This is a genomic window from Pandoraea horticolens, from assembly GCF_902459555.1.
Classification (GTDB): domain Bacteria; phylum Pseudomonadota; class Gammaproteobacteria; order Burkholderiales; family Burkholderiaceae; genus Pandoraea; species Pandoraea horticolens.
Window position 1 is genome coordinate 337,121 of record NZ_CABPSM010000003.1, and the last position, 22,848, is coordinate 359,968.

Consider the following 22,848-nt stretch of genomic DNA (forward strand, 5'->3'; position numbering starts at 1 on the left):
GGGTTTGGCTCGGGATGCCCAAGTCGGCAGGCTTCCGGTTAGCACTTCTACAGCCCGGCGGTAGGCGGCCAGTGCCGTCGGGCTAGTGCGGCGAAGGCCATGTGCGTACGCTGCCTCTTTTGCATTTTCTTCGAGGGGGTGTAGTGGTTGCTTCAACATGCTTAGAGTCTCCAAAGTTGAATTCGGACCAGTTAGTCCTTTTAGGTGACCAAATTGCCATGTCTCTGATTCACGTCAGATTGCAAGCGGTGAATTCGAGCATGGGTTATCTGTCTTTCTAGGGCGCCGAATTAGGAGACGGGGTAATTCTCCAAGCCGCATGTCCGAAATGAAAAAGGCCAGCCCGATTGCTCGGCGCTGGCCCTGACTGACGGCGAGGGGACTGGCTGTGCTATGCGGCTTGCGCGGCCTTGAGGATGGTGGGGTGGGAGACGCCGTACTCGGCGGCGAGTCCCCGAGCGGTTGCCCCGGCGGCGATCCGCGCCCGCACTTCGGCCTTCTGTTCGTCGGTGAGCGAGGCCCGCCGTCCGAGCTTCTTGCCCTCGGCCTTCGCCCGCGCCAGCCCGGCGTGCGTTCGTTCGATCAACAGGTCACGCTCGAACTGCGCCACGGCGGCGAGCACAGTCATGTGCAGCTTGCCGGAGGCGCTTGTCAGGTCAACGCCCTTCAAAGCTAGGCAATGCACATGCACCTTAGCCGCTGCCAGCGACTCCACGGTTGCCAACACGTCGGCGGTGTTCCGGCCCAGCCGGTCTAGCTTCGTAACAACGAGCGTGTCGCCCTCATCCAGCTTTTCGAGCAACTTAGCGAAGCCGGGCCGCTCTGTTCCGGGGACGCTGCCGGAGATAGTTTCGGTGATGGTGTGCCGGGGCAGGATAGTGAAGCCTGCTGCCTGTACTTCGAGCAACTGGTTATCGGTAGTCTGTTCGGCGGTGGAAACCCGCGCATACAAGAACGTGCGGCTCATGGCAATGCGCCTCCGGTAATCAATGGTGGAAATCATTGTATGTGGTAATCAATTTGCCATCAAGGATTTCTTTACCGGATTGCGGGTGCGCTTCGGAATGGAAAGAAACCGGACGATTGATTAACGACGCATGAGCATGGAGCGATGCGCGGGGAAGCCCGGCCGATAGAGACGACCCAGCAAACCGGCCAGCAGCCGGGAACGGTGGGGATTCGAGGGGGAGGCGACCTACGCTGTGTACAGGCGATCAGTGGTCAGCAGATGGATACCGGCAGGCAACCGGCATCGCCAGAAACCGGACGGTTATTCGGCCGACCCTGGCACGGGGGAAACCGGCTCGGCGGCGACGGCGCAATCCCCGCAGAAAATCGTACCAAAATTTGGCCGGAGGGACGCCGGACGATGAACAGTGCCCTTCAAGCTGTTTGAACGTGCACCCTTTTGGGGCGGATACATGATATAGTGCTCGTAGGTCAATCAACCACTAGATGTTGTGGTTGTTGATCTTCCGCAGCTTCAGCGGATGGGAACCCGCACCAATGCGCGAACATCGGCGCGGGTTGGTAGCTAAGCCCATACGGACCGAGCTAGTAGGAAACCGGATAGTAACGGCGAGGCGAGGTAATTCCAAGCGTCGTTACACTTCGGTCTGGCGGGACGGTCGGCTTGGCATTTCTTATTTTTAGGAAATACTGTTATGGCCTCGAACAAAGCGCCGACCAAAGTCGTAAACCGTAGCTCCGTAAGCGGGCAATTTGTCACCGACAAGTACGCCCAAAAGCACCCTAGCACAACCGAACGGCAGCACGTCCGCACTCCGCCGCCGACGAAACCGAAGCGATAATTGATCTTCGAGGCCGCATCCGCGGCCTCCTCCCTAGTGTCTCGCCCAGCCCCACTACGGCACTCGAAATAGCAGTCGACCGAATCAAGCACACCTAAACCTGTTGAGGTTCACCACATGGCTATCAAGAAACCACTCCCCGGACTGCCGATCACATCAGTACAACGCGTTTTGAAGACACCGACACTTGAAGTGCGCGGAGGCGTCATCGGGCAAACGATGCAGCCAATCACTCGGGGCAGTGGATCGCAAGGCGGCGGTAGTGGCGGCTCTGACAAAGGGGGGAGTTCGAAGTAGAGGCGAGGCAGCATATGGAGGGGGCACCTACCATTGACGCGGAGGAAAAAAGGGAACGAACGCGGCTTTATGAGCGGCATCGTGATGACCTATCGAAGCGGCAGCTATCCAACGCGGAGAACCTCGATAAGACGATTCTGACCTATTCCGGTGCTGGGTTAGCGCTGTCTTTGGGTTTCCTCAAGGACTTTGTGCCGGTCACGGGGGCGAAAATACCTTGGGCACTATATGGGTCGTGGGGAGGCTTTACCCTCGCAATGGTTCTGGTCGTTGTTTCGTATATGCTCAGCTTGCACGTGATTGACCGCCAGCTTGACCGTGCACGGAGATACTATCTTGAGGGCGATGACGACGCCCTGACTGAGTCAGGATGGCAAGACTTTTGCGCCCGACATTTGAACACTTGGATGTCAGCAGCCGCGTTCGTTGTTGCGCTTTCACTGACGACGATTTTTGTATCGGCAAACTTAAGCGAGGTGAATATGGCAAACTCAAAAGGCGTTCGCGGCATCGCCCAAGATGGCGTAACGGGCATGGCGATGCAGAGAATCACTCCTCAGGCGACTACTGAACAGCGAGGTATAACAGGTAGCGCGATGCAGCCCGTAACCTCAGGTTCCAGTTCATCGCCTGCCGCATCGTCGCCCCCTTCAGGAAGTACGACACCAGCATCCAAGGGCTAGCCGGCGGCGCGTATCGACCACTCCTCCTGCCTGAAGTCGGGAATGCCAGCGCCCGTGGCCGCATTCAGCATGCCGCTCCCACTTACCCGAGCTTGCGGGGCAGTCGGCTTCTGTGGGGAGCGATCTCTCACAAAATGGCGGCAACGTTTGACCCACCACTACTTTTGATGGGCTATGCAGAGGGATAGAAACGCAGCGATGCATAGCCGGTCAAGGAAGTAGGCCGTACTGCCTCCAGTCGTGCTGCCCCGAAGCAGCATGCCGGCGAACGTGGGGCGGCTAATTGTGGCGTCGAGGTGCGTGACCTGAAAGACCGGTGCCCCACTGAAGCCATCAAGGCTACCTATCTCGTCAGATCGGTTCACGTTTATCTCATGGATTCCAATGCGTGAAGTCTCCCCGATATATCGCGAGTCAGCCAGCACCGCCGCAGTTTCGAAGTGCTTTCGCTCATAGTCCACATCGCGCCGGTCATTCGGCCAACCGTGGAAACCGTAGTTGTCGCCAGCGTCGTACGGCAGCAACGGCTCATTCGGGCCGAGCTTGTACGGTTGGTACTCACCGAATAGTTCGGCCTCCAAGCGCGGCATATCTACTTCCATCGCAATGATGTCAAACCGCTCGTCGTCATCGGCGGCGGGCGCACTCGGCGGGCGAAAATGGAATCGGCGCACCGGGAGCATCTGGCTTGAGTCCGGCCGATATTGCAGCCTCATACGCCCGACCTCGTAACCTGCGAGGACGTGGCGTGCCGTGATTCCATAGACAGTTCCTGCGATATCAACCAGAAAGGCGCTGCCTCGTATGGACAAGGGGAAGTCGGCGTCATCATTCAAGAGAACCACGGGGCGGCTGCACTTGAACACGCTGACTAGGGGGACAGGCTTGTACATGCTTGCACACGCTCGCGAGAAAATGAACAGCGCAAAATTCGGCTCAAGGCGCAATTCCTTCGAGGGTAGAATCGTCCGCATCTACACACGCTACGGGGGCACAGTATGATCGATAAAACTGAGGTGAAGCCATCACATTGCGGCCTTGTAATGCCGATCTCCAACACTGACCCCTACCCGAACGGGCACTGGGCAGACGTTAAAGCGATAATTACGCAAGCGGTACAGCAAATTGCGGACTACGAACCGTTTACTGTCGATCTTGTGAGCAGTTCCGATTCCGGCGGAGTGATTCAGAAGCAGATCCTGCACCAACTGTATTCTTCAGATATCGTCATATGCGACGTTAGCTCAAAGAATCCGAACGTTATGCTTGAATTAGGTATTCGGCTCGCGTTCGATAAACCCGTCGTGCTAATTTAGGATGATCGCACACCGTTCATCTTCGACACTGGGCCTCTGTTGCACCTCCAATATCCAGCCGACCTGCGTCACAACGCCATTGAGGCATTCAAGAAGGAACTAGGGGCCAAGGTTAAGGCGCTTCACCAGAAGTCGAGAGCCGGGGGCGACCACCTGTCTTATCTCCAGAGCTTCGGTCCGTTCCAAGTCGCCAAGATTCGCACTGAAGAAGTCTCGCCTGATGTTCTGGTGATGGGGATGCTGAGGGATATTCAAACTGAGCTAAGTTGGATTCGCAACTACCAATCAATGTCGCCTTCTGTGCATACAACATCCAACGGCCTTCTTGCGGAGATAGTCGCCCGTGGCGGCATGCCCGACAGCAGTGCAAGCGAGCAGGGGGCATCGTCTCAACAGATGCTAAGTACTGCTGGCATCCAAGCCTCGCGTAGCGAGGCTATGCAGAAAGCGATCGATTTGGCGGCTCGTCTGAAAAACGCGTCAAAGAACCATGGGAGTAATCGTGAATAGGAGCCGTCTGGCGGCAGGTGCCACTTTACCTGGGCAACGAAGTCCAGTAGCGCTTCGCAGGCGATGTTCTCGTCCGCAAAGCGGCTTGGATGCGATCACGCCTTATTCGCACCGGTCGGAATATCGAGGGCGTGACGGCGTGTACGGGGGGGGGGGGGCGTCGCTGCTGAACATTGACGAGGATTGGCGCTGCTTTCTCACCCAAATTCATTTCAAGAAATTTCATGGCAACTTACTTGTTCGCATGGAACCCAAATAGGTGGGAATGGGTGGATCAAGCGGAGGCGATTGTTCGAATCAACAACCATGAGCAATACGACATATATTGGAGTTGCGGACGCAACAGAGGAATCAATGTCGGCGATACATTCCTTCTGATGAAGCTTGGGGTCGTCCCTAAGGGGATTGTAGGTTACGGCTATGTAGCTTCTGCGCCATACGAATTGCCGCACTGGAATGCTGAAAGGGCGAGTCGTGGGGAACTCGCGTTGCGTTGTGACCTGTTCTTCCAAGCGCTTTCAGGTTGGCCGCTCGTGCCACTAGGCTTGTTGCAAGAGAGATTCCCGAGCTATAGGTGGACTCCGCAGGAGGGCGGCATGTCCGTTCCTGACGCAATTGCCACCGATGTGTTGTCTCTCGTCCACTTCGACGCTGTCCTCAAAAGGTCAGACGTTGAGCGTTATGTGGAAGGGAGGAGTAGGCGCGTCACGGTAAAAACCTACGAACGAAGTGCTGCTGCACGCCAAGCGTGCATCGCCCATCACGGTTTTGACTGCGCAGTATGCGGCTTTTCATTTGCACGGGTATATGGGGCACTTGGCAGAGGGTATGTTGAAGTGCATCACCTAAAACAAATTGCGGATCTCGGTGACGACGCCCTTGTTGATCCCGTTAGGGACCTTCGGCCTGTCTGCTCGAATTGTCACCGAATGCTTCACAAACAGCGACCTCCGCTATCGATTGAAGAGCTACGAACGCAAATGAACGGCACGTCACCCTGATGCCCGCACTAATCACACTCCCATCACACCGCCCGCTATAATCCGTTCATACACGCGACTCAGTTGGATTGAAGGCAAGGGGCTCCCAGCCCCGCTGCCGCCTAAAGCGAGCGCCTTCTAAGCCGACGGTCGGGGGTTCGAATCCCTCTGGGCAGGCCAGTAAAATCAATGGTCTCGTTGATTATCAACGCGCTGTGGAATCTAAGGTACTTCTTTCGTGTAGGCGCTGTGTAGGTTTTTTCCGTCAACACAAATCAATCGACCTCAATTTGGCACGCGCGTCGGATCTGAATGTGCACAAGGGCAAGCCGACATCCACTTCAGATTGTGTGACGTTCGATAGTGGCAAAATTCGCAGCGTCCTGTCGACATATCCGTTATCCCCGAGATTCGCTGTTTAAATTGGTATCCGAATAAAGCGAGTCGGATCGAAGATGTTCGAGTATTCTCGAAATTGACGGCTCGTGGGGTAGGTCGAGAAACGTTGTCTGTCTCAGGGGAGGGTGACCTGTCCGTGAAATTTCGTGCCAATCAAATCTAGAGATAATGGCTCCTCAGCTCAGACGAGGAGTGAAGAAGAGCCGCCTCAGACGGCCAGCGACTGCGAGTGCTTGGGCGGTGACAAAGCGGGCTGGCGAAGATCAAGTCTGCCGGCACGCGCTATCAGCTGGTCGGCGACCTGTCAGGGCTTTACGAACCGATAGACGAAGCGATCGGTCTTGCCCTTGATCGAGGGATCGAACACCTTGATCGAGTGCGGATCGTCTTTGTTCGCGAGCGTGGTGCTTTCCGCGTCCAATACGAAGCCGGCCGCCTCCACCTCCTTGCGAACGGACGCAGGCTCGATCCGATGCAGCGACTGAGCGTCGCTTGTGCCCAACCCGACGGTGGCGGCGTGGTCCACGATGACGTAGTACCCGCCGGGCTTGAGCTGCTCGTAGACCACTCGATTGAAATGGGCTGCCGTCGCGCCTCTGGCCTGCATCAGCGCTGTGTGGAGGTCGTGATAGAACAGATGCAGCCAGAGGACATCCGCTTGTTGCGTGACCTCCCGCATCGCGACGAGGTCCGCCGAGACGGCTTCCACGTTCTCTCGGCCCGGCTCCGTCGCAAGCGTCCGCATGCGGCCGACCGGATCGTTCTTGAAGTGAGCGACTTCGGCCGGTACGAAGCTGAAGACCCGTCCTGCGGGTCCCACGGTGTCGGAGAAGAGACGGGTCCAGTCGCCATCGCCTGGGTAAACGTCGATGACGGTGGAGCCCACATCAACTCGTGCGAACCGGATCAACTCGGATAGCTTAGATTGGTCGTACATAGAGATCTCCCTTGCGGTTAGGTATTCGACGAGCGTGCGGCACGGGAGGGGGCGATGCACGGCTAATCCACCATCTACCCTGAGCCGACGGCCGCAGATGGCCAGCGCTACGCCAGCCCCGACGTGTCCATCTGTGAGGCCCGCGCCAGTGCTTGCGTGTCGATGTACTCCCGGATGCTCGTCAGTCTGCCGTTACGGACCGTGATGGCGAAGATCCAGTCGTCCTCGAACGTCTTGTTTGTGGCTTTGATCATCCCCCTGGCGAAGCCGACGACCAGGACTCTGTCTCCTTGCGCGATGAACTCCCGGGGTTCCATGGACGTTTCCATCGACTTGGATGCGGTCTCAAGCAAATCCGCCAGCCCCGCGTATCCGTGACGCGTTCCGGCCAACGGCCAGTCCTCGCCCGGGATGATCCACTCGATGTCTTCGGCGACCAGCGCTAGCAGACCCTTCCTGTCGCCGCGGCCGATCGCAGCGAAGAAGTCCTTCACGGTCTGGACGTTCTTATCGGGACTCATAGGAATATCTCCATTTCTCTCGGATCGGATCGGACCCGTAGCCGGATCGACGCACGCCGCCGAACGGCCGGTTGGCCTTCACCGTGGTCGGATGGTTGACGTACCATGCCGGTGGAGGTCTTTTGGGTCACCTCGACGCCATGCGGGAAGTCCTGGGTGAACACTGCGCCGCCTTGGCAACGGCTAATCGTTGGCGATGCGGATCGCGTCGGCCTCATCCTTGACACGGGTGACCTGCTACACCAGGCCGAAGAACTTCCACTAGCGCGCCGGGGTCAGACCTGCGCCATGCCTCCATCGACGGCGAGATCCACACCGGTGATGTAAGAACTTTCGGCGGAGGCGAGGAACGCGACTGCTGCCGCGATTTCCTCGGGCATGCCTCTGCGGCCCATTGGGATCTGTGTGGTGAACTGTGCGACTGCTTGCTCGGCCTGTTCAGCGGTAAGGCCCGTCGTCGTCGCCAAGGCCGGGGTGTCGATTGCTCCGGGACTCATAGCATTCACGCGGATTTTGCGGTCTTTCAATTCCATCGTCCAACCGCGCGCGAGGTTGCGTACCGCCGCCTTACTCGCGGCGTAAGCAGTAAATCCTGGAAGCCCGAGGACGTTTGAGACCGAAGAGTTCAGGATAATCGAACCGCCCTCTTTGAAGAGGGGAAGGGCCTTCTGTACCGTAAAGAACATTCCCTTCACGTTCACGTCGAAGGTCTGGTCAAAATGGGCCTCAGTAGCTACCGTGAGCGGTGCGATTGTCCCTGCGCCCGCGTTCGCGAAGAGAATGTCGATGTGACCATGCTTCTCTTTCACAACGGCATAGAGCCGGTCCAGATCTTCCAGGCGCGACACGTCGCCCACGACCGTCGTAACGTTTCGCGCAATGGAGGCAGCGGCCTCCTTCAGCTCTTTCTCGCGTCGCCCAGTGATCACGACGTGCGCGCCCTCTTCCACAAAGCGCTTGGCTGTGGCCAAGCCAATCCCACTGCTTCCGCCCGTGACAACGGCAACTTTACCTTCTAATTTCTTCATAATCGTTCACCTTTCGTTTGTGGTGCAAGGCAGCGCCGCTGTTCCCATTGGGATAAAGGCACTGTATTATTTGGATCGCCGATCCAGATTTATCTCGCAACATATGGATCAGTGATCCAAATATACGGATCACTGATCCAATTGTCAAGGGGCCCCATGCGCGCCGATGCCCAAAAAAATTACAGCCACATCCTCGCGGTCGCTCGTGAGGTCGTCACCGAGCATGGTGCCGATGCGTCGATGCGCGATATCGCCCGCCGGGCTGATGTCGGGCTGGCTACGCTACTTCGTCACTTCCCGTCGCGAGAAGCCTTGTTTGAAGCGCTGCTGTGTACGAATCTGGACGAATTGACGCAGAAGGCAGATGAACTTGAAACGTCGAACTCACCTGAAGAAGCACTCGTGTCCTGGTTTCGCGAATGGATTGCATTCGCCCAAAGCTATAGGGGCGTTGTAACCCTGATGGCGGCGGCCCACACGAACCCGGACTCTGCTCTTTATGCTGCATGCGCGGCGGTGCACTCGGCGAGCGCGCGACTCCTGCTTCGTGCGCAGGCCGAAGGTACGGCGCGCGCCGATATGAATGGGGACGACCTGTTCGGCCTGATGGCAGCGCTCGGCTGGCTCGTCGACCTGCCCTCGTTCGCGCCGCGCGCGGATCATCTCGTTCACATCATTACGGACGCCATCCTGACCCGTCAGCCAGGCAACGGTGCCAAGAAGGCAAAGCCTTGAGTCGGATCGGCTCCGGATGGTCGCCGGGGGTCAGTCAAACTTAACCAGGTCCTTAAAGATCAGTTGACCCCAACTGTTTCCACGCGCCTGGACCAGCAGCCCGCCTTCGGAAAGCCCGCCAAGTTTGATCGGCGAGAAACCGAGATTCTCTGCAAGCGCACCTATCTCCGCTGCGGAGCCGTCATCGTCGCTCGCCAGGAATACGACTCTCCTGCCCCCCTGTACGGCCGGGTCTTGAGCAAGAATCGCGGCGACCAGATGGTTGAAGCCCTTGACCAGTCTTGCACCAGTGAAGGCCTGCGCGACGAATCTGGAAGAAGGTTGTCCTCCCAATTCCTCGGGGGGCACGCCGTAGGCATTGGTTACATCGACGATGATCTTGCCCTGCCAGGCGGGGAGCGCCTTCGCGACCTGCGCGTGCGACTCGAAACGGACCGCCAGGAAGATGATGTCCGCCTTGACGGCTTCCGCCAGCGTTTTGGGAATGATCCCCGGTCCGATTGCGGCCGCATCGGACGCAAAGCTTGCCGGGTCGCGCGTGCTTGCAACGGATACTTCGATGCCCTTGCGGGCAAACGCTTTGGCAAGCGCCCGGCCGATGTTGCCGAAGCCGATAATTGCGTAGCTCATATGTTTCTCCTTTGGAGTAACGCGCCCTGCCGGCTCCGGGTATTGAATCGGGTGAGCGGCCGCGCGTAGTGCGTCACAGTTGCGCCAGGCCGCCGTCGACGGCGAGCTCGCTGGCCGTCATGAAGCTGCTGTCCGACGATGCGAGAAAGGCCGCCGCCGCTGCGATCTCTACCGGATCGGCCATGCGTTGGAGCGGAGTCATCGCGCCATAGGCCTTCTGACCCTCTTCGCCAAGCGCCGCTTTCGCGAGTTCGGTCGCGGTCGCCCCAGGCGACAGCACGTTGACCCGGATGCCGGTGCCCTTCAGGTCCTCCGCCCAAGTCCGCGCGAGGTTGCGCACGGCCGCTTTGCTCGCGCTGTAGGCACTGAACGCCGCAGCGCCTGTGGTGCCGGCGCTCGATCCGGTCAGAACGATCGAACCGCCCGGGCCCATTAGCGGCAGCGCCTTCTGGACCGTGAAGATCGTCCCCTTCACATTGGTATCGAAGGTTTCGTCAATGTGTTCGGCAGTAATCTGGCCAAGCGGAAGCGGGCTTCCCGTTCCGGCATTGGCGAAAACAATGTCGAGGGTTCCGCGCTCGGTCTTCACCGCCGCGTAGAGCCGGTCGAGGTCGGCCTCATCCGAGACCGAGCCTTTCACCGCACGGGCATTGGGCCCGAGCTCGGCCACAGCGGCGTCGAGCGCGTCCTGCCGGCGGCCGAAGATAAAGACGAAAGCGCCTTCCTCGATAAAGCGCTTTGCCGCAGCGCGGCCGATGCCGGTCGCGCCGCCGGTGATCACGGCGGTCTTGCCATTCAGTCTGGTCATGTCATGCATCCTTCGTTGGAGATGTACGGAAGCAGGGAACTGCTTACTTGAGGTAAGTATGCGGCTCTGATAACCTAAGAACAAGTATGCACCTTTAGGTAAGTATAAAAATGACGACGTCCCCTCAAATCTGCGACACCGGTTGCGGGCTCAACGCCACGCTCCGCATCATCTCGGGCAAATGGAAACCGCTGGTCCTGTTTTTTCTGCGCGACGGCCCGAAGCGCTATGGCGAGCTCAAGCGCCTGGTTCAGGGCGTCAGCGACAAAGTGCTGATCCAGCAATTGAAGGATCTGGAGGCCGATCGCGTACTGGCGCGAACCGACTACAAGGAGGTGCCACCGCGCGTGGATTACGCGCTGACCCCGCTCGGCCTCAGTCTGGCCGATGCGATCGTCCCGCTATGCACCTGGGGAACCGAGCATGCGGTGGAAATGGCAAGCATCTTCGCCAAGCGCGATGCTTTGCCCTAGCCGACGGATAGCGCACGCCGGCAAGCATGATGTTGCGCCGGTATATGCTGGCCACGCGTCGCCCATCGGCCACCGGCCGATGTTTCAAGCCGGTTTCGGCGAAAATGTCTTTCGCGGCCTGCGGCAGATTGCGCTCACGCGGTGTCATCAGCAGGTTACGCGTAAGCACGACGCACCGGCCGCGATATAGGGGCGCGTGGTATCAACGACATGATTGGACTGTAATCGGTGTCCGAAAGATTGTTGGCCTACTGCATTTTCTTTATCGATGGTCCAATACCTTGATCTCTCTACCAGCGTGCTCTGGCACTTTGATGACGAACCCTTTGTCTTCCCGAGCCTGCGCCCCGAAACTCCTGTTCAGGGAGTGCAGATCAACGGATGAAGGGGGGGGGGATGGCGTCACCACATCTCGAACTGGACGGCGAGTTTCGGCCGACCCGCAGTGCGCGAAGCGATCGGTGCGCTCCAGAACGAAGGGCTGGTCGTTACGCGTCGCAACTCCGGCACTTACGTCGTGCCGGGCGCAGCACAGATGCTTGCTGCAAGCCCGGCGAGCGGCTCGGCGTATGACGTGGACGCGGATTTCAGCCCGACGTCGACGCTTGATGCCCGCCTGATCCTGGAACCTGCGATCGCCCGCAAGGCCGCAAGCCAAGGCAAGCGAGACCGCATGGCCGAGCAGTTTCTCGATCAGATGGAAACCATTCAAGATATCGGCGACCCGGAGCAACGTGCACTGTGTAACAACAGCGACCGGCTGTTCCATCGGCAGCTCGCGATCGTGACCGGCGACGCCTTGCTCGTGCGCATTGCCGAAGAAGTGGCAAAAACGATGGATCAGGCACTTTGGAAGTGGATCAAGGACGATGGCATTTACGACGCCAATCGCATCCATCTTTACGCGGCGGAGCATCGCATGATCTACGAGGCGATTGTGCAGCGCGATGCCGAGAGCGCCGGGTTCTATGTCGAGCAGCACATTCAGCGCGTGCGTCGCGATATCGCGCCGAAGTGAGCGTCGAAAGCTGGGGGCTCGACGTTCTCGAAATGGTGTGTGGAGCCGGTGTCAATCTCGGAAAATGCACCGCAGAGGTGTGAAAATGGATTTCGATCAGGTCTCCGGCGACGACCCGTTCGACGATGCGGGCGTCGGCGACGCCGAATCCCGACGGCCCCTGAATCGTCTTGATGAATGGCGACGGCGGTGTGTGCAAGAATTGATTCGCGACCAGGGGGACCTGAATTTCCTCGCGGCGCAGCAAAAAAACCCGCCGATCGGCGGGCTTTTTTCGTGTGTCGTCGCAGACGAACGGCCAACTAAAGCACGGAGCGCCGTGTGCTCAGGCCACCAACCTCAACGCGTTGCCGTTCGCCAGCGCCGGTTCGTCCTGGCGCGGCCCCGAGCTGCGCGCGCCGATGCCATCGGCACGCAACCTGAAGAACGCGGCCGTGCTGGCCAGCGCCTGCGCCTGCTCCTGAAGCGCGCGAGCCGCAGCGGCCGACTGCTCGACAAGCGCCGCGTTCTGTTGCAACCCCTGATCCATTTCATTGACGGCGATGCTGACCTGCCCCACGCCCTGGCTCTGCTCCCGCGAAGCTGCGGTGATCTCGTCCATGATGGCGCGCACGCGGCTCACTGCATCGATGATCTCGTTCATTGTCGCGCCGGCTTGCTGCACCTGCCCGGCGCCCGTGGCGATACGCTGCGTCGAGTTTTCGATCAGTTCCTTGATTTCCTTGGCTGCCGCCGACGAGCGCTGTGCAAGCGTGCGCACCTCGCCCGCCACCACGGCAAAACCGCGGCCCTGCTCGCCAGCGCGCGCTGCCTCCACGGCTGCGTTCAGCGCCAGGATGTTGGTCTGGAACGCGATGCCTTCGATCATCGATGTAATCTCCGAAATCGCCGCCGAGCCTTTACTGATCTCGTCCATCGTGCTCACCACCGACGACACCACGTCGTGCCCCTTACGCGCAATGCCCGAGGCGGAGGACGACAGTTCGCTCGCCCGCTCGGCGTTCTCCGCATTCTGACGTACCGTGCTGGCCAACTCTTCGGCGCTCGACGCGGTCTCTTCCACCGAGGCCGCCTGCCCTTCGGTGCGTGCCGACAGGTCGGCATTGCCCGCCGCAACTTCGCGCGTGGCGCTGGCAATGGCAACGCTGCCGTCGCGAATCGACTCGACGGTGCGCGTCAGGCTTGCCTGCATCGCCACCAATCCGTGCAGCATGCGGCCCATCTCGTCCTGCGAGCGCACCTGGATGTCGTGGGTCAGGTCACCATGCGCAATGGCTTCAAAGTGCCCGATCGCTTCATTGACGGGCCCCAGGATCGCGCGGCGGAGCATCAGCCAACTGAGGCACGCCGCGAGCACACCGATAAGGATCGCAACGATGCTACCCGCGCGGAACAATTGATAGTGGCTTTGGGCGGCGTCGAAGGTCTCCTTCGCCTGATTCAATTGATAGGTCTTGAGCGCCTGCGCAGCCGTCTGCATACGGGTGTAGATGGTGCCGACGTTCACCATCAGCTTGAGGATATCGTCACGATCTCCACGCACGGTCGCTTCGCGGAACTGCGTCAGCGCGTCTTGGGTCGCACGATACTGCGTGGTTACCTCAGCGGCCAGCTTGTCTTCGCCGGCGTCGCGCGGCAAGCTCAGGTAGTGGGCCCAAGCCTCTTCCGCGCCGGTGGCCACTTCTTTTTCCTTCGAATACATCAGTTTCGCGTCGTCCGAACCCGGATTGATTGCCGCTCGGTCCAGCGACGTGCGCTGGCGGCCGACCAGGATCGTCATCTCTCCCACGGCAATGGACTTGGGCATTTGTTCAGCGTAAGTAACGCGATTGGCGTTGTTACTGTCGTGCATACCGACGAGGCCGAAAGCACCGATGGCGATCAGCAGTACGCCGAGAAACGCCATCGAAGCGGCCAGGCGGCCGTTTATTGAAAGACGGGAGAACCGCATGGTGTGTCCTTGCACTTTTCCGAACGTTGGGACGGCCGGAGGATTGGGGGATAGCTGCAGCACAGGGGCATTCGTTCGAAACCACCTGCATTCGAGGGTTTACGGCGATATATTAAATATATTTAGAAACGCCTCGACAAAATCCACTTTTGCACCTCTGCGGTGCATTTTATGGGCTTGACACTGACCCCACGCACCATTTCGAGAACGTCGAGCCCCCAGCTCTCGACGCAGATGGTAAAGGCGGACCTGAACGCGTTGCTGTGACCGGTTGAATCCGCCGTTGGGAAGCCTGGGTTTCGTTGCACTGCTGTATTGGCTATTCCCTGAGTATCACGGGGCCTTCTACGACAATTACTACAGGATGCTGTCGCTAGTGGCGCCACCGTGGTGGGTGCTCGCACTGCCGTATATCCATTTCGTTGATCGCAAGATGACCAGACCGCTCGACGGCTACTGGCATCTTGGTCAAGTGGTCACGATGCAATGGGGGCAGGTCAACTGGCGCATGGTCGGTCAGCACCTGCTCGGCTGGCTGGTGGAGGGGTTTTTCCTGCCCCTGAAGTTCACCTACATGTGCAACGACCTTAATCATTTCCTAGCCATCGACGTGACCAGGCTCAGCGGCTTCAAGGCATGGTTCGATCTGCTGTACGAGTTGTGTTATTTCATCGACGTGGGGCTGGTGGTCATGGGCTACCTTCTGACGCTGCGCATTGCCGATACCCATTTCCGCTCGGCAGAGCCGACGATGCGATCGATCCCGATTACGTTGCATATGCGCAGTGGATCGATGCGCATGGCCTGTTCCGCGTCTTGCGGCTTACACCCGGCCGCAGTCGACCTCGCACTTCTAACGCATAGCGTCTCGACAGCGCATTTTCCTCGGCAGTGAGGGGACGGTGACTTGATCTTTGCAAACGGGGGCTTGCAGACACGTAAATTTCCGGCGCTGCGGAAGATCAACGATGGCTTATGATGACTTCTCCAACGCTTTCGAAGTCACCAAAAATGCAAGTTTTCGTCGACGCCGACGCCTGTCCCGCCATCATCAAGGAAATTCTGTTTCGCGCGGCGCGCCGCGAGGAAATTCAGGTCACCCTGGTCGCGAATCAATTCTTGCGCACACCGCCGTCGCCATTCATCAAGACGATTCAGGTACCGTCGGGATTCGACGTCGCCGACGCGCGCATCGTCGAATTGGTCGTCGCCGGAGACCTGGTGATTACCGGCGATATCCCGCTCGCGGCGGCGGTGCTCGACAAGGGCGGGAATGCGCTCGATCCCCGAGGGAGCTGGTTCTCGCCGGACAATATCCGGGAACGTCTGTCCGTTCGCGACATGATGGATCAACTTCGCATCGCCGGCATCGACACGGGCGGACCCGCGCCCTTCAGCCCCCGCGACGGCAAAGCGTTTGCGGGGGAGTTCGATCGCTTCCTCACTCGTTATCGCGCATCGGGCAACGCCATTAAAAGAACATCTCGAGATTGACCCCGACGTCGGCGCTGGCCACGCCGTTGACGAACGCCGAAACCTCCGGCGCTTCCGGAAGCACCCGGCTGTCGAACCGGGCGACGAACTGCCGTGACGCGTCGCGCATTGGCTCAGGCCTCCTCTGAAATCACCCGTAGCAACTCGGCAAACCGTGCATCGCACCAGCGCATCACGTCGTTGGGTTCTCGCCCAAAACGCCAGAGCATACGGACGGGCAACTGTGGCAGACCGAGATCGTCGCAGCGCAGTTCGTGAAGGTCTTCGTACTCCGCAATATCGATAGGGAGAACGGCCCAGCCGAGTTTGTCGACGACCATGCTGGCAATCACATGGGAACTGTCTGCGCGCCAGATCGCCGGGCTGAGCTGCAATGGGGTGAAGTCGTCCATCTGCAACAGAATCTGCCGGTATTTCGCCAAATCGCCACGCGTCACATGATCGCGATAGGCCAACGGGTGATCGCCTGCGACGAATACCCCCTGCACGGCCGATCCCACGTATTTGTGTCCCAGCGCGGACGAAATCGCGCCGCGATCCACGTGAAAGCCCATGTCCGCTCGCTGCTTCTCGACATACTCCGCAACTTCCGTCGACGTGCCGTAGAGCAGCGTCAACTCCAGGTAGGCGAACTGGTGAGCAAGATCGCGCACCAACTCGCTCACGGCCTGATACGGCAGCGCCTCATCGAGTGCCAGCGATAACTGCGGCTGCTCGCCAAACGCCAAGGCATTCGCGCGGTGGTTCAGGCCCTCGGCCTGCCGCAGCAGTTCCTTGGCCTCGAGCAGCATCACCTCACCCTGATCGGTGAGTCTCGCATTGCGGCGACTCCGGTCGAATAGTTCAAATCCCAAATCGGCTTCGAGCAGCGAAATCGCGGTACTCACCGCCGACTGGGCTTTGCCGAGCCGTCGGGCGGCAGCCGATATCGATCCTTCTTCCGCCGCCGCCACAAAATAGCGCAATTGTTCTATTGTCCAGTTCATCCATCCATTTTATAGATAGGTTCCAACTTTTTCTAACGGTAATTTCGAGGCAGAATCGTACTTCTCCAATATAAAACGCCAGATTGAAACGCCAGCATAGGCGAGGCGGCAGACGACCGGATCCCCCGGTCCGGTGGTCTCGGGCAAAGACCTCTTTCGCGCAACGCGCACCTGCCACCCACGGCGCTTCTGGAGAGATGTGGGCCCCCGGTTCCCCACCATTGGCTTCGCCACTGGTTGACGTCGCGCACCGAACGCGGCATCGACACCCTGACCGGATGTCGTAAATCCAATGCTCTTACATGTCATCGAAAATCGATAACCGAACCCGTTTCGGAATGCTAACTGGCGTGTCCGCCAGCCTGATCGCCAGTGTTCTTGTGCTCGCCGCCTGCTCGGATCGTGGCAAGAAAGACGCCGCCGATGCTACACCCGAAGCCGTCGTGCGCACGGTCGAGCGTCGCGCCGAGCCGCTCACGACTCAGCAGCCGGGGCGCCTGGAGGCTTACCGCAGCGCCGACGTGCGCGCACGTGCGGGCGGTGTCGTCATCGAGCGCCGCTATCAGGAAGGTCAGAAAGTCGCCAAGGGCGACGTGCTGTTCCGCATCGACCCGCAACCGCTGTCTGCTGCGCTCGACGCCGCTCGCGGTGCGCTCGCCAAGGCACAGGCCGAACACGATTCGGCACGCGACAAGATCGAACGCTATCGCGGCTTGCTCGAGGAGCGCGCTATCAGCGCCCGCGAAGATGCCGAGTCACGTGCGGCCGAAGCCCGCGCGCGCGCAGACGTGCTTGCGGCGCGGGCAGAAGTCCGCAAGGCGGAACTCAACCTCGGCTATACGAGTGTTGTTTCGCCCATCGCGGGACGCGTGCGTCGAGCCGAAGTGACCGAAGGCGCACTCGTCGGACTCGACTCGGCCACGTTGCTCACGCGTGTGGAGCAGATCGATCCGATCTACGTGAACTTCTCGCAACCGGCCGCCGAGGTCTACGCCATGACGCGTGATCTGCGCGCGGGCAAGCTGCAACACGGCAGCGAGTCGGCTGCGCCGCAAGTGCATGTGACGTTGCCCGACGGGCGTGAGTACACGTTGCCCGGCAAGCTGCTCTTCACCGATCTGGCGGTCGACCCCGGCACGGACACCATCGCCATGCGCGCCTTGCTGCCGAACCCGGACGGCGTGCTGTTGCCCGGCGCGTTCGTGAAGGTGAGCATGCAAGGAGCCGTCAACCCGAACATCGTGCGCGTGCCCCGCGAATCGCTCACGCGCACGGCCGATGGCGCCGTGGTGCGCGTGGTCGATGCGCAAGGCAAGGTACGCGACACGAAGGTGCATGCCGAAGCGATCGACGGCCGTGACTGGCTGGTGACGGACGGCCTCAAGGGCGGCGAGAAGGTCATCGTGCATAACGTCGCGCAGTTCTCCGACGGCATGCAAGTCAAGCTCAAGGCCGACACCACGGAAAGCACCGCCAAGCCGGCCGCGCCCCGTGACGCGAAGCCGCAAGACAACGCCAACCCGGTAGAGCCCATACGCGCCGGTCCGGCCTCCAAAGCGGAGACGCAATAATCATGGCCCGTTTCTTTATCGATCGCCCGGTCTTTGCCTGGGTGATCTCTCTGTTGATCACGCTGGTGGGCGTGCTCGCGATCCGGGCGCTGCCCGTTGCGCAGTACCCTGACATCGCACCACCGACCGTCAGCGTGTGGAGCAGCTATCCGGGTGCTTCGGCGAAAGTGGTCGAAGATTCCGTGACGGCGCTCATCGAGCGCCAGATGAACGGCGCGCCGGGGCTGATGTACACGTCGGCGTCCAGCGGTAACGGCCGCTCGTCGGTCAACCTCACTTTCCGCCAGGGCACCAGTCTTGATCTGGCCGCTGTGGAAGTGCAAAACCGCCTGAAGACCGTCGAATCGCGCCTGCCTGAAATCGTGCGTCGCGATGGCGTTGTTGTGGAGCGTGCCGCCGACAACATTCACATGGTGGTCACGCTCGCATCGGCCAATCCTGCCATCGGCGAGTTCGACCTCGGCGAGTACGCGGCGGCACAGGTCGTCAACCAGCTCAAGCGTGTTCCCGGCGTCGGACAGGTGCAGGTCTGGGGGACGGAGAAGGCCATCCGCATCTGGCCCGATGCAGCAAAGCTCGTCGCCCTCGACCTGACGGCGTCGGACGTCGTCTCGAAGGTCCGTTCGTACAACGCGCGCGTGACAGTCGGCGATATTGGTGCGGGCGCAACACCGGCATCGGCACCCATTAACGCCAACGTGGTGTCGGACAGTGCATTGTCGACGCCGGAAGCATTCGCCGATATTCCGCTGCGCGTGCATGCCGACGGCTCGGCAATCCGCCTGGGCGATGTGGCTCGCGTGGAGTTGGGCGCTGCCGATTACAGCTATTCGTCGCGTGTGGACGGCATGCCGGCAACGGCAATGGGCATCAAACTGGCGGCGGGGTCGAACGCGGTCGAGGTGATGAAAGCGGTGCGCCGCGTGATGGACGAGCAATCGGCGCTGTTCCCGGCCGGTGTCTCGTATCAGATTCCCTATGAAACGGCGTCGTTCGTGAAGGTCTCGATCCAGAAGGTCGTCATGACGCTGCTCGAGGCGGTGGTGCTCGTGTTTCTGGTGATGTATCTGTTCATGCAGAACCTGCGCGCCACGCTGATCCCGACGCTCGTGGTGCCGGTGGCGTTGCTGGGCACCTTCGGCGTGCTGCTGGGACTCGGCTATTCGATCAACACGCTCACCATGTTCGGCATGGTGCTGGCCATTGGCATTCTGGTCGACGACGCCATCGTCGTGGTCGAGAACACCGAGCGGATCATGGTCGAGGAAGGCCTGTCGCCCTACGCGGCCACCGTCAAGGCGATGTCGCAGATCAGCGGGGCCATCGTGGGGATCACGGTGGTGCTGGTCACCGTGTTCGTGCCGATGGCGTTCTTTTCCGGCGCGGTGGGCAACATCTACCGGCAATTCGCGGTCACGCTGGCGGTGTCGATCGGGTTCTCGGCGTTCCTCGCGCTCTCGCTCACGCCGGCACTGTGCGCCACGCTGCTGCGTCCGATTGCGGCCGATCACCATCAGAAGCGCGGCTTTTTCGGCTGGTTCAACCGCACGTTCGCCCTCGGCACCGAGCGCTACACACGCACGGTCAGCAAGACGCTGCACCGTCCGTGGCGCGCGTACTTGGTCTACGGCATCGTGCTGATCGCCGTGCCGTTGGCGTTCATGCGTCTGCCGTCGGCGTTCATTCCCGAGGAAGATACGGGCAGCTTCATGGTGATGGCGTCCGAGCCGCAAGGGGCGACGCTGCCCGAAGCGATGACTGCGCTCAAGCGCATCGAGCACTATCTGATGAAGGACGAGCCGGTCAAGCACGTCTTTGTGCTGGGCGGATGGAATGAGTTCGGTTCGGGGCCGGGTGGCGGGATGCTGTACGTCACGCTCAAGGACTGGCACGAGCGCACGTCGAAGCACGACAGCGTGCAGGCCGTCGTTGACCGCGTCAACGAGAAGTTCGCCGGTCAGCCCGATCGCATGATGATGGCGATGAACAGCCCGGCGCTGCCGGAACTGGGGTCGTCGAACGGTTTCAATCTGCGTTTGCAAGATCGCGCCGGGGTCGGCAAAGACACCTTTGTCGCCGCCCGAGACGAACTGCTCAAAAAGGCGGCGCAAGATCCGTTGCTCAAGAATGTGATCTTCGCCGGACAGGGCGACGTGCCGCAGATCGACGTCACCATCGACCGGGGCAAGATGGAAGCGCTCAAGGTCAACGCGGACGACGTCAACACGACGCTGGCCACCATGTTCGGCTCCGACTACGTGGGCGACTTCATGCTCGGCACGGAGAATCGCCGGGTGATCGTGCAGGCCGACGGCAAGCAACGTGTGTCGCCGGAAGACATCGGCAATCTGCGCGTGCGCAACGCCAACGGTGAAATGGTGCCGCTCTCGGCATTCGTCTCGCTCAAATGGAAGCTTGGCTCGCCGCAGTTCAGACGCTATAACGGCTATCCGTCGTTCACGATTCAGGGCGAAGCCGCCCCCGGCAAGAGCAGCGGTGAAGCGATGGCGCGCATGGAGCAACTGGTGGCCGAACTGCCCAAGGGCATTGGTCATGAGTGGAGCGGGCAGTCGCTCGAAGAGCGCATCTCGGGAGCGCAGGCGCCGATGTTGTTCGCCTTGTCGGTGCTGATCGTGTTCCTCGCGCTCGCCGCGCTGTATGAAAGCTGGGCCATTCCGGCGGCCGTGATCATGGTGGTGCCGCTCGGGGTGATTGGCGCACTCGGTGCCGTGAGTCTGATGGGCATGCCCAACGACATCTACTTCAAGGTGGGGTTGATCGCGACCATCGGTTTGTCGGCGAAGAACGCGATTCTGATCGTGGAAGTCGCCAACGATCTGACGAAGCAGGGCATGACCTGGCTCGATGCGGCGGTGGAAGCGGCGCGGTTGCGTCTGCGCCCGATCGTGATGACGTCGCTCGCGTTCGGTTTCGGCGTGGTGCCGCTGGCGATCGCCTCGGGCCCGGCGTCGGGTGCGCAACGTGCCATCGGTGTGGCGGTGCTCGGCGGGATCGTGACGGCCACGGTGCTGGCGATCTTCCTGGTGCCGCTGTTTTTCCTGTTGGTCGGCCGTTTTGTGCGCCGGCCGGCGACAGAGAGTACGGACGCGTCGCGCGATGGCGCGCCGGCCGTCGAGGGGAAGGTATGACGACGTTTCGACCCCGCTTGCGCGGGATACCCGCCGCGGGTGTGTGTCTGCTCGCGTTACTGGGCGGATGCACGCTGGCGCCTACGTACGAGCGCCCCGCAGCGCCGATGCCCACGACCTACGAAGCGGCCCCGCCGGGCGGCGACGTACGGCTGGCGCTGGCCAGCCCGCTCGCGGCCGATGCCGATTGGGCCGACGTGTTCACCGATCCGGGCTTGCGCACGCTGATTCGCCGCGCGCTCGACCAGAATCGCGACTTGCGTCTGGCGTCGCTGCGTGTGCAGGAGGCGCGGGCGCTTTACGGCATCGAAGCGGCCAATCTGCTGCCGAGCGTGAAGGCCGGTGGCACTTTCTCCCGTCAGCGCTATTCCGGTTCGGCGGGCTTGCCCAATGGCGGTAGCAGTACCGCAGGCGGCTATGTGGCCAACGACCTGCGCGCGACGGCCGGCGTGAGCGCGTTCGAACTCGATTTCTTCGGACGTGTTCGCAGCCTGAGCGATGCCGCTCTGCAAGAGTATCTGGCGAGCGAGGAAGCCCAACGTGCGGCGCAGGTGAGTCTCGTGGCGGAAGTGGCGACGTCGTACATCGGGCTCGTGGCCATCAACGAACAGATCGCTTACGCGCGTGAGGTGCTGACAGCGCGGGAAGAAGGCATTCGCGTCATTCGTCTGCGCGCCGACCGCGGACTGGTCGACGATCTCGATCTGAACACCGAAACCACGCAGGTCGAAGTGGCGCGGGCGGCGCTGGCCGAGCGCGAGCGTCAGCGCAGCGAGATCGTGCACGCGTTGCAAGTGCTCACCGGCGATGTCGGCGCAAAGCCGGTGGCCGCCACCACGCTCGACGACACCTTCGTGGTGCCCGTCGCGGCCGGGCTGCCGTCGTCGTTGTTGATGCGTCGTCCGGACATTCGCCAGGCGGAAGCGCAACTGCGTGCCGCCAACGCGAATATCGGTGCAGCGCGCGCCGCGTTCTTTCCGTCGATCAAGCTGACGACGGACATTGGTACGGCCAGTTCGCGCTTTTCGGATCTGTTCAGTGCGGGCACCGGTGTGTGGACGTTCATGCCGCAGATCACCGTGCCGATCTTCGAAGGCGGTCGCAACATACAGGGGCTGAATCTGGCGAACGTGCGCAAGGAGATGGCCGTCGTGTCGTACGAGCGTGCGATACAGACAGCGTTCGCCGAAGTGGACGATGCGCTTGCCGCGCAGCAACTGCTGGCGCGCCAGTTTCAGGCGCAAAAGCGGGTGTCGGATGGCGAGCGCGAACGACTTCGTCTGGCCGAGCGTCGCTATGTCAACGGGGTGGCGAGCTACCTCGAACTGCTCGACGCGCAACGCAGCGAGTTTCAGGCCGCGCAACAGTTGATCGACGTAAAGCAGCGGGTGCTGGTCAATCAAGTGGCGCTGTATCGCGCATTGGGCGGCGGTTGGCAGCCGGAGACGGGCGAGTCCTGACGCGATACCGTTCGTCCGCGATAATGGCAAACCCCGCCGGGTCTCACGATCCGGCGGGGTTTTGCTTTGGGGAGTGCTATGCGAATGTCTC

The 22,848-nt window shown here is 60.6% G+C and carries 21 protein-coding genes and 2 pseudogenes; 11 read left to right on the top strand and 12 right to left on the bottom strand.

What is annotated here, in order from left to right; genetic code table 11:
- Positions 1 to 391: 391 nt before the first annotated feature.
- Positions 392 to 967 (bottom strand): recombinase family protein, encoded by a 576-nt coding sequence (locus PHO31112_RS08170; RefSeq protein ID WP_150620116.1) that lies wholly within the window; start codon positions 965 to 967, stop codon positions 392 to 394.
- A gap of 1,155 nt (positions 968 to 2,122) precedes the next feature.
- Between PHO31112_RS08170 and PHO31112_RS08175 the strand changes: the two genes are divergently transcribed.
- Positions 2,123 to 2,791 carry a hypothetical protein gene (locus PHO31112_RS08175; protein ID WP_150620040.1) on the top strand — a complete coding sequence of 223 codons (669 nt, stop codon included), beginning with the start codon at positions 2,123 to 2,125 and terminating at the stop codon, positions 2,789 to 2,791.
- A 158-nt stretch (positions 2,792 to 2,949) separates the two neighbouring features.
- Here the strand turns inward: PHO31112_RS08175 and PHO31112_RS08180 are convergent, their stop codons facing one another.
- Positions 2,950 to 3,684 (bottom strand): hypothetical protein, encoded by a 735-nt coding sequence (locus PHO31112_RS08180; protein WP_150620041.1) that lies wholly within the window; start codon positions 3,682 to 3,684, stop codon positions 2,950 to 2,952.
- A gap of 462 nt (positions 3,685 to 4,146) precedes the next feature.
- On the opposite strand from PHO31112_RS08180, the gene PHO31112_RS08185 reads away from it, so the two are divergent.
- On the top strand, positions 4,147 to 4,617 hold the full coding sequence (locus tag PHO31112_RS08185) for a hypothetical protein (protein ID WP_150620042.1): 471 nt from the start codon (positions 4,147 to 4,149) through the stop codon (positions 4,615 to 4,617).
- 224 nt (positions 4,618 to 4,841) lie between these two features.
- A complete protein-coding gene (locus tag PHO31112_RS08190) occupies positions 4,842 to 5,618 on the top strand; it encodes an HNH endonuclease (protein WP_150620043.1) in 777 nt (258 codons plus the stop codon).
- Between the two features lie 682 nt (positions 5,619 to 6,300).
- On the opposite strand, the gene PHO31112_RS08195 is transcribed toward PHO31112_RS08190, so the two are convergent.
- The 3 genes from PHO31112_RS08195 to PHO31112_RS08205 form a co-directional block, all read right to left on the bottom strand.
- Positions 6,301 to 6,933, bottom strand: coding sequence for a class I SAM-dependent methyltransferase (locus PHO31112_RS08195; RefSeq protein WP_150620044.1), 633 nt, complete (start codon positions 6,931 to 6,933; stop codon positions 6,301 to 6,303).
- Positions 6,934 to 7,040: 107 nt separating this feature from the next.
- A complete protein-coding gene (locus PHO31112_RS08200) occupies positions 7,041 to 7,454 on the bottom strand; it encodes a nuclear transport factor 2 family protein (RefSeq protein WP_150620045.1) in 414 nt (137 codons plus the stop codon).
- Positions 7,455 to 7,729: 275 nt separating this feature from the next.
- Entirely contained in the window at positions 7,730 to 8,482 is a 753-nt protein-coding gene (locus PHO31112_RS08205) for an SDR family NAD(P)-dependent oxidoreductase (RefSeq protein ID WP_150620046.1), read from the bottom strand.
- Positions 8,483 to 8,638: 156 nt separating this feature from the next.
- Here PHO31112_RS08205 and PHO31112_RS08210 point away from each other — a divergent pair, with 156 nt between their 5' ends.
- A complete protein-coding gene (locus PHO31112_RS08210) occupies positions 8,639 to 9,217 on the top strand; it encodes a TetR/AcrR family transcriptional regulator (protein ID WP_150620047.1) in 579 nt (192 codons plus the stop codon).
- 30 nt (positions 9,218 to 9,247) lie between these two features.
- On the opposite strand, the gene PHO31112_RS08215 is transcribed toward PHO31112_RS08210, so the two are convergent.
- Together PHO31112_RS08215 and PHO31112_RS08220 are read right to left on the bottom strand one after the other, a co-directional pair.
- On the bottom strand, positions 9,248 to 9,847 hold the full coding sequence (locus tag PHO31112_RS08215) for an NADPH-dependent F420 reductase (protein ID WP_150620048.1): 600 nt from the start codon (positions 9,845 to 9,847) through the stop codon (positions 9,248 to 9,250).
- Positions 9,848 to 9,920: 73 nt separating this feature from the next.
- Complete coding sequence (locus tag PHO31112_RS08220; protein ID WP_150620049.1) at positions 9,921 to 10,655, bottom strand: SDR family NAD(P)-dependent oxidoreductase; 735 nt, start codon at positions 10,653 to 10,655, stop codon at positions 9,921 to 9,923.
- 110 nt (positions 10,656 to 10,765) lie between these two features.
- On the opposite strand from PHO31112_RS08220, the gene PHO31112_RS08225 reads away from it, so the two are divergent.
- Positions 10,766 to 11,128: a winged helix-turn-helix transcriptional regulator gene (locus PHO31112_RS08225; RefSeq protein ID WP_150620050.1), complete on the top strand. Its 363-nt coding sequence runs from the start codon at positions 10,766 to 10,768 to the stop codon at positions 11,126 to 11,128.
- Here the strand turns inward: PHO31112_RS08225 and PHO31112_RS28140 are convergent.
- Positions 11,031 to 11,297 carry a hypothetical protein gene (locus PHO31112_RS28140; protein ID WP_425495165.1) on the bottom strand — a complete coding sequence of 89 codons (267 nt, stop codon included), beginning with the start codon at positions 11,295 to 11,297 and terminating at the stop codon, positions 11,031 to 11,033. The two genes, PHO31112_RS08225 and PHO31112_RS28140, sit on opposite strands and share 98 nt — an antisense overlap.
- A gap of 264 nt (positions 11,298 to 11,561) precedes the next feature.
- Between PHO31112_RS28140 and PHO31112_RS08230 the strand changes: the two are divergent.
- Positions 11,562 to 12,146, top strand: a pseudogene (locus PHO31112_RS08230) (FadR/GntR family transcriptional regulator); the annotation flags it as partial.
- A gap of 94 nt (positions 12,147 to 12,240) precedes the next feature.
- Here PHO31112_RS08230 and PHO31112_RS08235 read toward each other — a convergent pair.
- A pseudogene (locus PHO31112_RS08235) lies at positions 12,241 to 12,387 on the bottom strand (DUF188 domain-containing protein); the annotation flags it as partial.
- An 84-nt stretch (positions 12,388 to 12,471) separates the two neighbouring features.
- On the bottom strand, positions 12,472 to 14,097 hold the full coding sequence (locus PHO31112_RS08240) for a methyl-accepting chemotaxis protein (protein ID WP_150620051.1): 1,626 nt from the start codon (positions 14,095 to 14,097) through the stop codon (positions 12,472 to 12,474).
- Between the two features lie 283 nt (positions 14,098 to 14,380).
- On the opposite strand from PHO31112_RS08240, the gene PHO31112_RS08245 reads away from it, so the two are divergent.
- Both PHO31112_RS08245 and PHO31112_RS08250 read left to right on the top strand, forming a co-directional pair.
- Complete coding sequence (locus PHO31112_RS08245; protein ID WP_150620052.1) at positions 14,381 to 14,992, top strand: hypothetical protein; 612 nt, start codon at positions 14,381 to 14,383, stop codon at positions 14,990 to 14,992.
- A 116-nt stretch (positions 14,993 to 15,108) separates the two neighbouring features.
- Positions 15,109 to 15,591: a YaiI/YqxD family protein gene (locus PHO31112_RS08250; RefSeq protein ID WP_150620053.1), complete on the top strand. Its 483-nt coding sequence runs from the start codon at positions 15,109 to 15,111 to the stop codon at positions 15,589 to 15,591.
- Here the strand turns inward: PHO31112_RS08250 and PHO31112_RS27895 are convergent.
- Both PHO31112_RS27895 and PHO31112_RS08255 read right to left on the bottom strand, forming a co-directional pair.
- A complete protein-coding gene (locus PHO31112_RS27895) occupies positions 15,569 to 15,700 on the bottom strand; it encodes a hypothetical protein (RefSeq protein WP_281355086.1) in 132 nt (43 codons plus the stop codon). The genes PHO31112_RS08250 and PHO31112_RS27895 overlap by 23 nt on opposite strands.
- A gap of 4 nt (positions 15,701 to 15,704) precedes the next feature.
- Positions 15,705 to 16,577 carry a LysR family transcriptional regulator gene (locus PHO31112_RS08255; RefSeq protein WP_174995609.1) on the bottom strand — a complete coding sequence of 291 codons (873 nt, stop codon included), beginning with the start codon at positions 16,575 to 16,577 and terminating at the stop codon, positions 15,705 to 15,707.
- Between the two features lie 338 nt (positions 16,578 to 16,915).
- On the opposite strand from PHO31112_RS08255, the gene PHO31112_RS08260 reads away from it, so the two are divergent.
- Genes PHO31112_RS08260 through PHO31112_RS08270 form a run of 3 tightly spaced genes read left to right on the top strand, consistent with a single transcriptional unit; the run spans position 16,916 to position 22,757 of the window.
- The gene (locus tag PHO31112_RS08260) at positions 16,916 to 18,148 is read left to right on the top strand and encodes an efflux RND transporter periplasmic adaptor subunit (RefSeq protein ID WP_150620054.1); all 1,233 of its coding nucleotides are present in this window, start codon (positions 16,916 to 16,918) and stop codon (positions 18,146 to 18,148) included.
- A gap of 2 nt (positions 18,149 to 18,150) precedes the next feature.
- Positions 18,151 to 21,297 (top strand): multidrug efflux RND transporter permease subunit, encoded by a 3,147-nt coding sequence (locus tag PHO31112_RS08265; RefSeq protein WP_150620055.1) that lies wholly within the window; start codon positions 18,151 to 18,153, stop codon positions 21,295 to 21,297.
- Positions 21,294 to 22,757 (top strand): efflux transporter outer membrane subunit, encoded by a 1,464-nt coding sequence (locus tag PHO31112_RS08270; RefSeq protein ID WP_150620056.1) that lies wholly within the window; start codon positions 21,294 to 21,296, stop codon positions 22,755 to 22,757. Before PHO31112_RS08265 ends, PHO31112_RS08270 begins: the two co-directional genes overlap by 4 nt.
- Positions 22,758 to 22,848: the final 91 nt, after the last annotated feature.